This is a genomic window from Aeromonas aquatica, from assembly GCF_000764655.1.
Classification (GTDB): domain Bacteria; phylum Pseudomonadota; class Gammaproteobacteria; order Enterobacterales; family Aeromonadaceae; genus Aeromonas; species Aeromonas aquatica.
This window is the reverse complement of record NZ_JRGL01000088.1, coordinates 1-16,226: the sequence shown is the minus strand read 5'-3', so window position 1 is coordinate 16,226 and position 16,226 is coordinate 1. Positions and strand designations below refer to the sequence as shown.

12 protein-coding genes are annotated in these 16,226 nt (G+C 61.4%); 9 read left to right on the top strand and 3 right to left on the bottom strand.

The window, feature by feature from the left end:
* Positions 1-216: 216 nt before the first annotated feature.
* The 8 genes from mnmA (at position 217) to pgl (ending at position 11,841) form a co-directional block, all read left to right on the top strand.
* A complete protein-coding gene (gene mnmA / locus LG30_RS0108755) occupies positions 217-1,323 on the top strand; it encodes a tRNA 2-thiouridine(34) synthase MnmA (protein ID WP_033130330.1) in 1,107 nt (368 codons plus the stop codon).
* Positions 1,324-1,346: 23 nt separating this feature from the next.
* Positions 1,347-1,955 (top strand): high frequency lysogenization protein HflD, encoded by a 609-nt coding sequence (gene hflD / locus LG30_RS0108750; protein WP_033130329.1) that lies wholly within the window; start codon positions 1,347-1,349, stop codon positions 1,953-1,955.
* Positions 1,956-1,991: 36 nt separating this feature from the next.
* Positions 1,992-3,362 (top strand): adenylosuccinate lyase, encoded by a 1,371-nt coding sequence (purB, locus tag LG30_RS0108745; protein WP_033130328.1) that lies wholly within the window; start codon positions 1,992-1,994, stop codon positions 3,360-3,362.
* A gap of 152 nt (positions 3,363-3,514) precedes the next feature.
* A complete protein-coding gene (locus LG30_RS0108740) occupies positions 3,515-4,645 on the top strand; it encodes a ribosomal protein uL16 3-hydroxylase (protein WP_033130327.1) in 1,131 nt (376 codons plus the stop codon).
* A 416-nt stretch (positions 4,646-5,061) separates the two neighbouring features.
* Entirely contained in the window at positions 5,062-6,474 is a 1,413-nt protein-coding gene (gene pykF, locus LG30_RS0108735) for a pyruvate kinase PykF (protein WP_033130326.1), read from the top strand.
* 148 nt (positions 6,475-6,622) lie between these two features.
* Complete coding sequence (mscK, locus tag LG30_RS0108730) at positions 6,623-9,943, top strand: mechanosensitive channel MscK (protein ID WP_033130325.1); 3,321 nt, start codon at positions 6,623-6,625, stop codon at positions 9,941-9,943.
* Between the two features lie 134 nt (positions 9,944-10,077).
* Entirely contained in the window at positions 10,078-10,689 is a 612-nt protein-coding gene (locus tag LG30_RS0108725; RefSeq protein ID WP_033130324.1) for a LysE family translocator, read from the top strand.
* A gap of 150 nt (positions 10,690-10,839) precedes the next feature.
* Positions 10,840-11,841, top strand: coding sequence for a 6-phosphogluconolactonase (gene pgl, locus LG30_RS0108720; protein ID WP_033130323.1), 1,002 nt, complete (start codon positions 10,840-10,842; stop codon positions 11,839-11,841).
* A 118-nt stretch (positions 11,842-11,959) separates the two neighbouring features.
* Here pgl and LG30_RS0108715 read toward each other — a convergent pair whose 3' ends face one another.
* The 3 genes from LG30_RS0108715 to LG30_RS0108705 all read right to left on the bottom strand — a co-directional run bounded on the left by LG30_RS0108715 (position 11,960) and on the right by LG30_RS0108705 (position 14,982).
* Positions 11,960-12,538 (bottom strand): lipid-binding SYLF domain-containing protein, encoded by a 579-nt coding sequence (locus LG30_RS0108715; RefSeq protein WP_238566407.1) that lies wholly within the window; start codon positions 12,536-12,538, stop codon positions 11,960-11,962.
* A 276-nt stretch (positions 12,539-12,814) separates the two neighbouring features.
* Entirely contained in the window at positions 12,815-13,552 is a 738-nt protein-coding gene (locus tag LG30_RS0108710; protein WP_033130322.1) for a dienelactone hydrolase family protein, read from the bottom strand.
* Between the two features lie 191 nt (positions 13,553-13,743).
* A complete protein-coding gene (locus tag LG30_RS0108705; protein ID WP_033130321.1) occupies positions 13,744-14,982 on the bottom strand; it encodes a uracil-xanthine permease family protein in 1,239 nt (412 codons plus the stop codon).
* 307 nt (positions 14,983-15,289) lie between these two features.
* On the opposite strand from LG30_RS0108705, the gene LG30_RS0108700 reads away from it, so the two are divergent.
* On the top strand, positions 15,290-16,226 hold a 937-nt coding region (locus LG30_RS0108700), incomplete at its 3' end, for a hint domain-containing protein (RefSeq protein WP_033130320.1).

Below are 16,226 nucleotides of genomic sequence, written 5' to 3'. Positions count from 1 at the left end.
GCGCTGCTCTTTACCTTGCTGCCGACCTCTCGTGACAGCTCCTGAACAGGCCATTTAGGATCATTTGGTGCCATTTCTTTCATCATGGTGCCGACAAACAGAAAAACGATTTCCCGTCGCCGGGCTCCCGAGAGGAACGACGGCAGGGAGATGTGACCGGGGGCGCAAAACTCTGGTAGAATACGCCCCGTTTAAACGAACTGGTAACTTCGACTAATGACAGACAACAGCCAAATCAAGGTGATCGTCGGCATGTCCGGCGGCGTGGATTCTTCCGTCTCGGCCTACTTGCTCCAGCAGCAGGGTTATCAGGTCGAAGGTTTGTTCATGAAGAACTGGGAAGAAGACGACACGGACGAGTATTGCTCTGCCTCCCAGGATTTGGCTGACGCTCAGGCCGTCTGCGACAAGCTGGACATGAAGCTGCACACCATCAACTTCGCCGCCGAGTACTGGGACAACGTGTTCGAGCACTTCCTGGCCGAGTACAAGGCGGGCCGCACCCCGAACCCCGATATCCTGTGCAACAAGGAGATCAAGTTCAAGGCGTTCCTGGAGTTTGCCGCCGAAGAGCTGGGTGCCACCTACATCGCCACCGGCCACTATGTGCGCCGTGACGACAGCACTGGCCGTCCGCGCCTGCTGCGCGGTCTCGATGGCAACAAGGATCAGAGCTACTTCCTCTACACCTTGAGCGAAGCTCAGGTCGGTCAGAGCCTGTTCCCGGTCGGGGATCTGGAGAAGCCGGAGGTGCGCCGCATCGCCGAGCAGCTCGATCTCGTCACCGCCAAGAAGAAAGACTCCACCGGCATCTGCTTCATCGGTGAGCGCAAGTTCAAGGACTTCCTCGCCAAGTTCCTGCCTGCCCAGCCCGGCCCCATCGAAACCGTGGATGGCAAGGTGATCGGCGAGCACCAGGGTCTGATGTATCACACCCTGGGTCAGCGCAAGGGGCTCGGCATCGGTGGCCGCAAAGACGCCACCGAGGAGGCCTGGTACGTGGTGGACAAGGAAGTGGAGCGCAACGTGCTGGTGGTGGCGCAGGGCGAGCATCCCCGTCTCTACTCCGATGGCCTGATCGCGAGCCAATTGCACTGGGTGGATCGCACCCCGATCCGCGCGCCGCGCCGCTGCACCGTCAAGACCCGCTATCGCCAGGAAGACATCCCCTGCCTCATCCAGCCCATCGACGACCAGACCATTCGGGTCATCTTCGATGAGAAACAGGCGGCGGTGACCCCGGGGCAGTCTGCCGTCTTCTACGACGGGGAAGAGTGTCTGGGCGGTGGCATCATCGAACAGCGTTTCAGCCATCCGGTTTGAATCCTTAACAGAAGGCAGCAGACGTGAGCGACAAATTCCAAGACAGAACAATGGCTTTCGCCGGCATCTGCCAGGCGGCCTATCTGGTGCAAAAAGTGGCCCGTGATGGCAGCTGTGACGAGGCCTCCCTGCGCGAAAGCCTGCAAAGCGTGCTGGTGACCAATCCCAAACAGCCGCTGGAAGTGTTCGGCAGCCACCTCGCGATCCGCGACGGCTACCGCGCCCTGGTGGAGCAACTCGGCACCAGCAACCAGAAGAACGCCGAACTGACTCGCTACGTGGTCAGCCTGATTGCGCTGGAGCGCAAGCTCGCCAAGCGCAAGGACATCCTCAACATGCTGGGGGAGCGGATCGGGCAGATCGGCCGTCAGCAACAGCATTTCGATCTGCTCGACGAGCAGATCCTGGCCAACATGGCGAGCATCTACAGCGATCTCATCAGCCCCATAGGGCCGCGCATCCAGATTGCGGGCACCCCGCTGTTCCTGCAACAGCCGCTGGTGCAGCACAAGGTGCGCGCCCTGCTGCTGGCGGGCATCCGTGCCTGCGTGCTGTGGCGCCAGCTTGGCGGCAGCCGTACCCAGATCATCTTCGCGCGCAAGAAGATGGTGGAACTGGCCAAACGTTTTTGAGTTTCTAACCCCCCACACACATCAGGAGTTCACCCCATGGAGCTGTCCGCGCTGACTGCTGTTTCCCCGATTGACGGTCGTTATGGCGACAAGGCCGATGCCCTGCGTCCTATCTTCTCCGAATTCGGCCTGCTGCGTTTTCGCGTCGAAGTCGAGGTACGCTGGTTGCAAAAACTGGCAAGCCACGCCGGGATCCCGGAAGTCCCAGCCCTGAGCGCGGCCGCGAGCGCCCTGCTCGACGGCATCGTCCTCAACTTCAACGAGAGTGACGCCGCCCGCATCAAACAGATCGAGCGCACCACCAACCATGATGTGAAAGCGGTGGAGTACTTCCTCAAAGAGAAGGTGGAAGTGGACCCGGAGCTGGCCGCCATCTCCGAATTCATCCACTTCGCCTGCACCTCGGAAGACATCAACAACAACTCCCACGGCCTGATGCTGAAAACCGCCCGCGACCAGGTGATCAAGCCTTACTGCGAGAAGCTGATTAGCGAGCTCAAGCGCCTGGCCCATGAATACCGCGACATGCCGCTGCTGTCCCGTACCCACGGCCAGCCGGCGACCCCGAGCACCATGGGCAAGGAGATGGCCAACGTCGCCTATCGCCTGGAGCGCCAGTACAAGCAGATCATGGCGGTCGAGATCCTGGGCAAGATCAACGGCGCGGTCGGCAACTACAACGCCCACGTCAGCGCCTACCCGGACGTCGACTGGCACCAGTTCTCCGAGGAGTTCGTCACTTCTCTGGGCCTGACCTGGAACCCCTACACCACCCAGATCGAGCCGCACGACTACATCGCCGAGTTGTTCGACGCCATGGCCCGCTTCAACACCATACTGATCGACTTCGACCGCGATGTATGGGGCTACATTTCGCTGGGTCACTTCAAGCAGCGCACTATCGCGGGCGAGATCGGCTCCTCCACCATGCCGCACAAGGTCAACCCCATCGACTTCGAGAACTCCGAAGGCAACCTGGGGCTGGCCAATGCCGTGTTCCAGCACCTGGCGAGCAAGCTGCCTATCTCCCGCTGGCAGCGTGATCTCACCGACTCGACCGTACTGCGCAACCTCGGCGTCGCCGTCGGCTATTCCCTGATCGCCTATCAGGCGACTCTGAAGGGGATCTCCAAGCTGGAAGCCAACAGCGCGGCCATGGCCGCCGATCTGGACGCCAACTGGGAAGTGCTGGCCGAGCCTATCCAGACTGTGATGCGCCGTTACGGCATCGAGAAGCCCTACGAGAAGCTGAAAGAATTGACCCGGGGTCGCCGCGTCGACGCCGAAGGCATGCGCACCTTTATCGACACCCTGGAGCTGCCAGAAGAGGTGAAGGTAGAGCTGAAGAAGCTGACCCCGGCCAACTACCTCGGTCAGGCCCAGCGTCTGGTGGATCTGCTGAAATAAGCGGTTAAACCGAACCGACGGGGGCCCTGCAATGGCTGCAGGGCCCCTGTTGATTTTGGCCCACTCAATGGCCTCATTGGCTATTGGGCCATATCAGAGCCCTTGCCCAAACCCGATTTGGGCAAGATCTCTCACAAGATACGAGAAACACCATGTACGAACTCAATCTGGATATCGCTCACTTCCTCGAGCACCATTGGCAGAAGCGCCCGCTCCTTATCAAGGGCGGCTTCAAGAATTTTCAGGATCCCATCAGCCCGGACGAGCTGGCGGGCCTGGCCATGGAAGAGGTGGTGGAATCCCGCCTGGTGACCCGTTTCGACGGCAAGTGGGAAGCCGCCCACGGCCCCTTCGAGTCTTACGATCACCTGGGGGAAGAGAACTGGACCGTGCTGGTGCAGGCCTGCAACCACTGGGCCCCCGAGGTCAACGAGCTGGCGCTGCCGTTCCAGTTCATCCCGGGCTGGCGCTTTGACGATGTGATGGTGAGCTTCTCCACTCCCCACGGCGGCGTCGGCCCCCACATCGACAACTACGATGTGTTCATCACCCAGGGTCAGGGCAAGCGCCACTGGCGCGTCGGCGATGCAACGCCCCGGAGCGAGTTCGCCGCCCACGCGGCCCTGCTGCACTGCGAGCCGTTCGAGGCGATCATCGACGTCATCATGGAGCCGGGCGACATCCTCTACATCCCGCCCGGATTCCCCCACGAAGGCTACGCCATCGAGCCCTCCCTGAACTTCTCGGTGGGCTTCCGCGCGCCGGACGCCAAGGCGCTCATCTCGTCGTTTGCCGATCACCTGATCGACAACGAGGTGCGTACCGAGCGTTATGGCGATCCGGACCTCAAGCCCCGCGCCCGTCACGGCGAGATCCTGCCCCACGAGATGCACCGCCTGCGCGAATTGATGCAGCAGGCCCTGGATGACGAGACCCTGTTCAAGGAGTGGTTCGGCACCATGATCTCCGAGGCCAAGCACGATCTGGACGTGAACCCGGTCGAGCCTGACTACAGCGCCGAGGAAATCGCCGATCTGCTGACTCAGGGCGAGCCCGCCATCAAGGTGCCGGGCCTGCGCTCCGTCTGGTTCAGCGGCGACAACCAGCAGTGCTACATCGACGGCGAAGCCTGGACCCTGCAGAGCGAAGACGCTGCCGCTATTTCGCTGCTGTGTGACAAGGACATCATCACCCAGGTCGACATGGTGGAGCTCGCCGATCAGGCCGGCTTCCTGCAACTGCTGACCCGGTTGGTCAACCGCGGCTACTGGTTCTTCGGCTGATCCCAAGCCACGGGATCATCCGCTGCTGATCATATAAATGAGAGGCGCCGCTGGTGACAACGGCGCCTTTTTTCCCTCAACGAGCTTCCTTTATGCCCCTCCCGCTGGCAACCGACGGCCTCCTCACTACACTTGGTGGCGGCTCGGCCATAAACCGCCGATCTCCCCCTCAGCCCTGACGTCGTTGTTGGTTATTTAACAACATCCGTTCGAAGCCGATGCGCTCGAGGAAGGGGAACCAAATGGGCTGAGATCTGGGAAACCAATTATTTTAGCCCCTAAAATCAACAGTGAGCGAAAACGTTATCTTGTGAAATGAGGCGGTTTTAGCTCAAAACGTTGTTTCTGGATCATAAAAAGTATCCAAAAACTGGTGTATATTGCTCGGCGGAAACTCCTTAACCATGAAGACTCCCATGAAAAAGACCAAAATCGTCTGCACCATCGGTCCCAAGACCGAATCCAAAGAAATGCTGACCAAGATGCTGGATGCCGGCATGAACGTCATGCGTCTGAACTTCTCCCACGGTGATTACGCCGAGCACGGCACCCGTATCAGCAACCTGCGTGAAGTCATGGCCGAAACCGGCACCCGCGCAGCCATTCTGCTGGATACCAAGGGTCCGGAAATCCGTACCATGAAGCTGGAAGGTGGCAACGATGTCTCTCTGGTCGCTGGCCAGACCTTCACCTTCACCACCGACCAGACCGTGGTTGGCAACAAAGACACCGTCGCCGTGACCTACGCCGGCTTCGCCAGCGACCTGCGCGTCGGCAACCGCATCCTGGTGGATGACGGCCTGATCGGTCTGGACGTCATCGAAATCACCGAACGTGAAGTCATCTGCAAGGTGCTGAACAACGGTGATCTGGGCGAGAACAAGGGCGTCAACCTGCCGGGCGTCTCCATCAAGCTGCCGGCCCTGGCCGAGAAAGACAAGCGCGATCTCATCTTCGGTTGCGAGCAAGGCGTTGATTTCGTTGCTGCGTCCTTCATCCGCAAGAAAGAAGACGTGCTGGAAATCCGTGAGCACCTGAAGGCCCACGGTGGCGAAGCCATCCAGATCATCTCCAAGATCGAAAACCAGGAAGGCCTGGACAACTTCGACGAGATCCTGGCCGTATCCGACGGCATCATGGTCGCCCGTGGCGACATGGGTGTGGAAATCCCGGTTGAAGAGGTGATCTTCGCCCAGAAGATGATCATCACCAAGTGCAACAAGGCACGTAAAGTGGTCATCACCGCCACCCAGATGCTTGATTCCATGATCAAGAACCCGCGTCCGACCCGCGCCGAAGCTGGCGACGTGGCGAACGCCGTGCTGGATGGCACCGATGCCGTCATGCTGTCCGGTGAGTCCGCCAAGGGTAAATACCCGCTGGAAGCCGTGACCATCATGGCCACCATCTGCGAGCGCACCGACGCCGTGATGCCGTCCAACCTGTCTGCTGCCAACGACAGCAACAAGCTGCGCATCACCGAAGCCGTCTGCAAAGGCGCGGTAGAGACCTCCGAGAAGCTGGATGCCCCGCTGATCGTGGTTGCCACCGAAGGCGGCAAGTCTGCCAAGGCCATTCGCAAGTACTTCCCGAAAGCCTGGATCCTGGCCATCACCACCAACCAGAAAACCGCCGCCCAGCTGGTCCTGACCAAGGGTGTGATGGCTCACGTGGTTGACAGCATCGCCTCTACCGACGATTTCTATCGCATCGGTAAAGAAGCGGCGCTGGCCAGCGGCATGGGTCTGAAAGGTGACGTCGTCGTCATGGTTTCCGGTGCCCTGGTGCCGAGCGGCACGACCAACACCGCCTCCGTTCACGTACTCTAATTCGTACTGAACCGATGAAACGGCGCCTTCGGGCGCCGTTTTTTTTATGTTGCCCTCTGCTTCCCCTTCCCGGCCGGTGTTAGAATTCACGCGGATTTCCCCCCTCGAGGGAAACCTCCCAAATTTCGCGTAATAACCCGGAAGTTATATGCCCTCAACACAGTTCAGAAGAGTCTCGGCCACCCTGTTGCCGCTGCTCTGTTTACTCATCAGCCTCTGCGTCCCGCAAGCCATGGCGCAGGATCTGCCCCAACGCGCCACGGTACAACGAGCGCTCGATGCCCTCGGCAAGTCGGAGACCCTCACCGTCAACCAGCAGGCCGATCAGAAGCTGCTGACCGACACCCTGAGTCTGCTCGACAACATCGAGAAGGAGCAGGCCAAGGCCAAGGCCCAGACCCAGCGACTGCGCACCCTGCCCACCGAGCTCAAAGAGATCGGCGCCAAGCTCGATGGCCTCAGCCAGGGCAAGAGCCCGGAACAGCTCAAGAGCGAATACGCCAGCATGAGCCTGGCAGAGCTGGAGAGTCGCCAGACCGAGATCATGGCCAACCTGCAGGAGGCCCAGGAGGCCCTCGGCACCATCGGCAGTCAGATCACCAGCCTGCAGACCCTGCCCGAGCGGGCCCAGGCCAACATGAGCCGCGCCTATCAGCGCAGCCAGGAGATCCGCTCCCGCCTGAACTCCGGTGACAGCATCAGCAGCGCCGAGAAGATGAAGCTCAATACCGAGCTGGTGTTGCTGGACTTGCAACTGGCGAACCTGCAAAAGGAGCTGGATAACCGCACCAGCATGCAGGATCTCGCGGTCAAGCAGCGCGACTACCAGAGCGCGCGCCTCGCCAGCGAGGAGCATAAGCTGCTGGCGCTGCAGGAGCAGAGCAGCGCCAAACGCCTCGGCGACACCGAGAAGGCCGCCGAACAGACCGGTGAGCTGGTGGCCATCGCAGACAACCCGCTGGTGCAAAAAGAGCAGGAGATCAACTACCAGCTCAGCCAGCAGTTGATCGCGGCCACCACCAACCTGAACTCGCTCGCACAGAAAAACCTGCAGGCCAAGAGCTGGCTGGAGCGCGGCACCCAGACCGAGCGCAACCTCAACGAACAGGTGCAGATGCTCAAGGGCAACCTGCTGCTGTCGCGCATCCTCTACCAGCTCTACCAACAGCTGGAGGCCGCGCCCTCCACCCTGGTGAAGAACCTGGAGGAGCAGATAGCCGACCTGCACCTGGCCCAGTTCGAACTGAGCCAACAGCGGGATCAGCTGTTTCAGAAGACCCAATACCTGGACAACCTGGTAGCCAGCAGCAGCGAGCCGGTCAGCGAGGAAGACAAGGCCAGCCTCGCCAAGCTGCTCGACACCCGCATCAGCCTGCTCGATCAGCTCAACCGCCAGCTCGACAGCCAGCTGACCAATGCCATCAGCTTGCAGCTGACCCAGCAGCAGTTGACCCGGGTCTATGCCTCCATCGAGTTCACCCTGCAACAACACATCTTCTGGGTCAGCAGCAACAAGCCCATCGATGGCAAGTGGTTCATCAACTGGCCTGCCCAGGCCTACAAGCAAGCCTCCGACTGGGTGCTCAAACCCGACTGGAGCGGTTGGGGAGAGGTGCTGTTGCCGGTCTCCCTGCTCGCCTTCCCGCTGCTGCTGGTGGGTGGTCTGCTGCTGTGGAAGCGGCCGACCTTCCTCAAACGCCAGCAGGCGATCACCAAGGATCTCGGCCGTTTCCGCCAGGACAGCCAGTGGCACACCCCGCGCGCCCTGCTCTACACCGTGCTGCAGCGCCTGCCCGGCAGCCTCTTCATCCTGGCCGCCGGCCTTTGGCTGACGTACTGTGGTCTGCTGAGCCCCAAGCTCATCTTTCAGATCACCCTGAACCTGGCTATGGGCTATCTGGTGTTCAGCGTCTACCTGTCGGTGATGCGTCCCGGCGGCATTGGCGAGTCTCACTTCCGCCTGCCACGAGCCGAGCTGCAAGCCAAGCGCAACAGCATGCGCTACCTCTGGTTCCCCCTGCTGCCGCTCATCATGCTGTCGACCAAGGCCGTGGTAGAACCTTCGTCTCTTGGCAACGACGTGATCGGGCAGGCCCTGACCCTGTTGTTGCTCGGCCTGACCGCCTACCTGGTGCTGCCCATCTCCCGCGCCCGCATCAAGGGCGAGGCCAGCATGGTGCAGACCCTGACGGCGGTCGCCCTGGCACTGGCCCCATTGGCGCTCATGGTGCTGGCGGCGCTCGGCTACTACTACACGGCCCTGAAGCTGACCGGCCGGCTGATCGAATCCTTCTACCTCATCATCATCTGGGGCCTGGTCTACCGCACCGCCCTGCGGGGTCTTGAGCTGGCGGCCCGCCGCCTCGCCTATCGCCGCGCCGTCGCCAAGCGGGAGCACAGGTCCCAGGAGGATGCGGAAGGGGGCGAGGCCATCGAAGAGCAGCCCATGGATCTGGAGGATGCCAGCCAGCAGTCCCTGCGCCTGACCCGGATCATGCTGCTGCTGGTGTTCGGCGTCGCCTTCTACTGGCTCTGGTCCGATCTGGTCGCCGTATTTACCTACCTCGACAGCGTGGTGCTCTGGCACAAGAGTGAGGGCACCGGCGCCAATGCGGTGCTCTATCCCATCAGCCTGAGCGATGTGCTGACCGGCCTGTTCCTGTTCGGCGCGGCCTTGTCCCTTGCCCGCAACTTGCCAGGCCTGCTCGAGGTGCTGGTGCTCTCCAAGCTGCGCCTCGCCCAGGGCACCGCCTACGCCTTCACCACCATGCTCAACTATGCGTTGATCGGGATAGGCAGCCTGACGGCGCTGGCCATGCTGGGAGTCCAGTGGGAGAAACTGCAATGGCTGGCCGCCGGTCTCTCGGTGGGCATCGGTTTTGGCATGCAGCAGATCGTCTCCAACTTCATCTCCGGCATCATCATACTGTTCGAGCGTCCGGTGCGGATCGGCGACACAGTCACCATCGGCACCATCTCGGGGACGGTCAACAAGATCCGCATCCGCTCGACCACCCTCACCGACTTCGACCGCAAGGAGGTGATCATCCCGAACCAGCAGCTGATGATAGAGCGACTGGTCAACTGGTCCCTGTCCGACACCGTCACCCGGGTCATCGCCCGGGTCGGGGTGGCCTATGGCTCGGACCTGGAGCTGACCCGCAAGCTGTTGATGCAGGCCGCCACGGAGAACAGCCGGGTCTTGAAGGATCCTGCCCCCATCGTCTACTTCCTCACCTTCGGCGCCAGCACCCTGGATCACGAGCTGCGCTTCTTCGTGAGCGAGCTCGGTGATCGCAACCCGGCCATCGATGAGCTGAACCGCCGGATAGATGTGCTGTTCCGTGAACACAACATCGACATCGCGTTCAACCAGATGGATGTCCACATCAAAAACAGACAAGGGGATGAGCAGAAGATAGAGTCCCGCCCGGCCCTGCCGCCGCCCAATGGTGGCAAGCCGGCCTGATCCCGACCTCCTGCCCAGGTAAAAAAACAGGCTCCTCATTGGAGCCTGTTTTTTTACCTGGGCAGCCGGACTTGAAAGCGGGAGCAAGCCCCCAATATAGGGAAGACAACGGAATGTCACCCACGAGGATCGCAATGGACTATCTCTACGCCGTGGTGCTCTTTGCCATCTCGGCATCGGTCACTCCAGGCCCAAACAACATCATGGTGATGAGCGCCGGTGCCAACTTCGGGATCAGGCGCAGCCTGCCGCTGCTCATGGGGATCTGCGTCGGCTTCACCCTGATGCTGTTGCTGGTAGGACTGGGCTTCGGTCAGCTGTTCAGCCTCTTCCCCAGCCTGCACCTCGTCATCAAGTGTGTGGGCACCCTCTATCTGCTCTACCTGGCCTGGCTGATTGCCCGCTCCGCCGACGAGGTGACGGGAGACGCCTCTGCCCGCCCCCTGGGGTTCCTCAAGGGCGCCCTGTTCCAATGGGTCAATGCCAAGGCCTGGGTGGTCGCCACCGGTGCCATCGCCGCCTTCACCAGTGCCGGTGCCGGCTTCTACCAGCAGAATCTGACCATAGCCCTGACCTTCTTCATCGTCTCTTTCCCCTGCGTCGGGCTCTGGCTCCTGTGCGGCACCCTGCTCAAACGCTGGCTAACGAGCCCCCGTGCCCGCCGCAACTTCAACCATGCCATGGCGGCGCTGCTGGCCCTGTCGGTGCTGCCCGTCATCCAAGAGATCTGGGGGCAGTTAGGCTGACCATCTCCGTAGAGGAAGGTCCATAGCGTGGTGCAAGGCTTGTTGGATACCAGGTCCTATCCGTGCGACCATCCCGTCAGATCCTTATCCCTTTTCCCAGTGACATGGCGGCAACCCCATCATCGCCCCCGTCACTATCAGGAGCCTGCCATGCAGCAAGTGGTTTATGTCGCCAACCCGGTGAGCGGGTTTATTCATGTCTTTCAACTGAAGGACCATGAGCTGGTCCCGCTGCAAGAAGTACAGACCGGGGGGGAGGTGCAGCCGCTGGTCATCAGCCCGGACAAACGCTGGCTCTACGCAGGCGTGCGGCCCGACTTCAAGGTGCTGAGCTACCCCATAGCGGCGGACGGTCGGCTCGGGACGCCGGTATCGGCCCCGCTCGTGGGCAGTGCTTCCCACACCTGCACCGACGCACGAGGTAAGCTGTTCTTCGCCGCCTCCTACGCCTTCGACCATGTCAGCGTCTCGCCCATGGATGCCGCCGGTCGGGTGCTGGCACCGCACCAGCGCATCGACCAGCTGATGGCTGCCCATTCGGTGACCCTGTTGACAACAGAGCAGGGCGAGCAGGAGCTGCTGGTGGCCTGTCTCAAGAACGATGCCATTCGCCGTTTCGCCTTGAATGAACAAAACCGGCTGGAGCCCCATCCCCTGGGGGACATTCACACCGCCACTGGCGCCGGGCCCCGTCATCTGGCGCTGCACCCGACCAATGGCGATCTCTACTGCCTCAACGAACTCGATTGCACTCTCAATCGCTACCACAGGGAGGCGGATGGATGCATCAGCGCGCGGGAGAGTCTGGACATCATGCCGGCAGGCTATGAGGGGGAACGTTGGGGGGCGGACATTCACCTCACCCCGAACGGCCGTTATCTCTATACCTGTGAGCGGGCCAGCAGCCTGCTGACCTTGTTTGAAGTCGATGAAGAAGATGGCAAGCTGACCGCCCTCGCCCACTTCCCGACCGAGCCCTGCCCCCGCGGTTTTGCCATCGACCACAGCGGCCACTATCTGGTGGTCACCGGGCAGGAATCCCAGGATCTGGCCCTGCACAGCATCGCCCCCGAGACGGGGTCTCTGACGCTGTTATCCCGCCAGCCAGTTGGGAGAGGGGCCATGTGGGTGAGGGTGTTGGCGCTGGAGTGAGGTACCGGCGGCATGCCCCATCGGGTCCATGTGCCAGCAGGGGAATGAGTGCCTTGAATAACAAGACGCGGTGCTCACCAGAGCACCGCGTCTTCAGAGGTTGCAAGCAATACGGGTATTATTTGGTGCCGTTGAGTTCGTCATCCGGCCAGTACTTGTAACCCTGCATGGTGGCTTGCACCGCGACACCCTTCTCGGTGAGCTGATACATCTTCACCTTCTGGAAGTCGGCGTTGGCCGCCTCGCTGACCACCACCTTGCCATCGTCGGCGGATTTCGCCGCCACATCCGCCTGGGCACTGGCATCGAAGCCGCTGGTGATGAATCTGTCCAGGGCGGTGGCATCGTTGAAGATGATCAAGGCCTGGAATTTCTTGATCCCCATACCCACCCCCATCCCGGCGGTTGCCATCTTCATATAGGTATCACGGCCGGTCCGGTTGTCACGCAGCACGCCATAGCCGCTGCCCGCACTGATCAGTAGCAGGTTGTTGTTAACATTGGCAAAGACGGCATAACCCTTGGATCTTGCCACTTCCTGCCTGATGTTCGGATTCTGTCCATACAGCGTGGACAGCGTCTGTTGACGCATCTGCTGAATGTGGTTGCGCTGCTCGGTAGGGGTGTCTCCCTTGGAGGCACAACCCAGCAGCAGCACCATGATCAAAATCGGACTCCATAGACGCAAGTCACGCATGTCATTACTCCTTCGCATATAACCACAGGGATAAGGCTTTCATCCTGTATGGACAGTCCATCTCCTTATCCAGGACAAGTCTGAGGCAATTCCAGTGACCCACTATCAGTGATCAGAGTCCGGTGCCTCATCGACTCTCACCAGATACGAATACCTCATTGAATGAGTATAACCAGCTTCCACTGAACTTCTGCGGGCCCTCCCGCCAGCTGCATCCTAAACAGGTGCAGATACAAGGCATTAGCGGCTTGGTCATGGCAGCCACCAAAGGTGGCCCTACCCCTTGGTCACCTCGCCGAGAAACTCGGTGAAGCGCCGCCAGGATTTGGCATCGGCATCGGCGCGGTAATTCTCGGAGCCAAAGACGCTAAACGCATGGGGGGCGCCGCTGTAACTGATCGCCTCATGCTTGATGCCCGCGCTCTCCAGCTCGGAGATAAGCCCAGCGAACTGATCAAGCGACACCGCCTGATCCGCGCTGCCATGCTGGATCAGCAGGCTGGCCTTGGTCTGCTTGTAATCCTGCCCGGCTGGGGTCTCAAGCCCACCGTGCACGCTCACCACGCCCTTGAGATCGGCGCCGCTGCGAGCCAGCTCCAGCACGGCGGCCCCGCCGAAGCAGTACCCGAGCGCCACCGCGTTGTCGAGGCGGCCACCGAGTTTGCCCGCCTCGGCCAGGGCCCCGGCGAGCAGCTTGCGCATCCTGGGTCTGTCCTGATAAAGAGCGCCGGTGAGCTTCTTCTTCTCCTCCACGGCGGTCGGCCTGACCCCTGCCCCGAACAGATCCACCGCGAACACGCTGTAACCGAGCGCCGCCAGCATCTCGGCCCGCTTGATCTCGTACTCAGTCAGGCCGTCCCAGTCGTGTACCAGCAGCACCAGCGGGGCCTGCTTGCCGGCCGCCAGGTAGTAGCCCTCAAACGGCTGCCCATCGACCGCGTAGCGCACCGCGCCAGCCTGGGCCGCGCCACCCCATATCAGCCCCAGCAGGGCCAGGATCCATGCCTTCTTCATCGCCATCTCCTCGATCGTGAACGACGCCCATGATTGTAGTCGCCAAGCTCTAGGGCCGTGTGTCGGGACGCCGGCTCCTGCGACAGGCCACCGAACCGGGGGAGACCGGGCTAGATGAGGCTGAGCCAAAAATAAGAGAGGCCACCCTAAGGTGGCCTCTTGGCGAACACGGATGAAGGATGGGCAGCGCCTTAATCCTTGGCGGCATCCATGCCGCCAGTCTCGGAGTGCGCGGGCAGGATCAGGTTCAGCAGGATGGCGGCCACCGAGGCCAGACCCACGCCCGCCAGGGCGAAGTCACCGATCTTCATCTCCAGCGCGCCTACGCCCACGGTCAGGGTCACGGCGACGATGGCGATGTTACGGGACAGGCCCAGATCCACCTTGGACTCCACCAGGGTCTTGAGACCGATGGCGGCGATGGATCCGAACAGCAGCAGCATGATACCGCCCATCACCGGCATGGGGATGGAGGTGAGCAGCGCATTGAACTTGCCGAAGAAAGCCAGGATGACGGCGAACACCGCGGCCCAGGTCATGGTGACCGGGTTGAAGTTGCGGGTGATCATCACGGCGCCTGTCACTTCGGCGTAGGTGGTGACGGGGGGACCACCGATGAAGCCGGCGAAGCAGACCCCGATGCCGTCACCGGCCAGGGTGCGGTGCAGACCCGGGTTCTTGGTGTAGTCCTGCCCGGTCACGCCACCGATGGCGAGCACGCCACCAATGTGTTCGATGCAGGGGGCTATGGCCACCGGTAGCATGAACAGGGCAGCAGCCCAGTTGATCTCCGGGGTCTCGAAGTGAGGCAGCGCCAGCCAGGGGGCGTTGGCCATGCCCTCGAAGCTCACCTGGCCCATCAGCACCGCGGCCACATAACCGGCGATGACGCCGGAGAGGATGGGGATAAGCTTGATCCAGCCCTTGCAGAACACGGCCGCGATCAGGGTCACCGCCAGGGAGATCCCCGCCAAGGTCAGCGCGGTGGCAGGCGCCACCACCTGCTCACCTCCGGCCCGACCCATCGCCATGTTGCAGGCGACCTGGGCGACCGACAGACCGATCACCATGATCACCGGGCCAATCACCACGGGTGGCAGCAGCTTGTGCACGAAGCCCATGCCCCGCACGCGGATCAGCGCCGCCAGGATGAAGTACATGAAGCCGGCGGCAAACAGACCGAACATGGTGGACGGCAGTCCCCAGGTCTGGGTGGCGTAGATGATGGGGGCGATGAAGGCGAAGCTGGAGCCGAGGAAGATCGGCACCTGACGACGGGTGCAGAGCTGGAACAGCAGGGTGCCTACACCGGCGCCAAGCAGGGCCATGGAGGGGTTCAATCCGGTGAGCAGGGGCACCAGAACCATGGCACCGAAGGCGACAAATAGAATTTGCAGCCCGGCGACACTTTGCTTGACCAAGGAAAACATGGGTGTCCTTAATTTTTTGATGACTGACAGGAATAATTGACACTTTTCAGTCATCACAACACATTTTCAAGGCGTGAAATGCGCAACAAGGCGTCATTTGTTACCTTTTACTGCTTGGGGAGGGCATGAAACTGGCTTTTTAGGCGGGATTCGTTGCTACAAGCATCGAATACGCGATTTTACGCACTTTTATGGCCAACGCAAAACGTTTTTCCAGCGAGATCGTTTTGTCAACAGTCGATCCGGGTCTCGGAGGAGGGTCGCTCTATACTTGATTCCGTCAACCCAGCCGGACAAGGAGTCCCCCATGCCACAGCCCCCCTTCAAACCCAGCCAGCGCAAACTGCTACTGGGATCGGCCATCGCACTCGCCCTGTTTGCCAGCCCGTTCAGCTATGACTTCGCCCACCACGAATGGCAGTTGAGCCAGGCCCATGCCAAGTCCTGCTTCATCGCCGGCACCCGCATCCTGATGGCCGACGGGAGCGAGCGGCCCATCGATAGCCTGCAGGCGGGAGAGCGGGTGCAAGACCAGTACGGCCAGGTCAACCGGATCCTGACCATAGAGCGGGTCATGCTGGGCAACAGGAAGCTCTACGGCCTCAACCATCGGCCTCCCTTCTTCACGGCGGAGCACCCCTTCCTGAGCTCCCGCGGCTGGGCGGCCATCTCCCCGGCCATGACCCGCACCGAGCTGCCGACCCTGACCGTGCTGCCGCTGTTCACCGGCATGCGCATCCTGTGCGGGCCGACGACGGGCGCTATCACCGGCAATCTGGCGCTGGCCCCCCAATCGTGCGAACTGTTGGTCGAGTCGCTGTACTCCGTCGAGTGCCCCCCCACCACGGCGCTGTTCAACCTGATCCTGGATGGCAGCCACAGCTATATCGCCAACTCGCTGATCGTTCACAACAAAGGGGGGGACGGGGGTAGCGGCGGAGAAAGCGGTGGCAGTGGCAGCAGCGGAGGTGGTGGAAACAACAGTGGAAGCAGCGGCAACGACAGCAGCCATGGCAGTAATGACAATGGCAAGGGCGAGCACGCCGGGGGCGATCGCCATGCCGGTGGTGACAAACATGCGGGCGGAGAGCGTCACGCCGGTGGCCGAGTGGACGACAACGGCGTAGACGCCGTCGATGCCAACGGCAACAAGCTCAGGGGGGACGGCACCCTCGACGACAACGGGATGGATGCGGTCGATGCCAACGGCAACAAGCTCAGGGGGGATGGCACCCTCGACGACA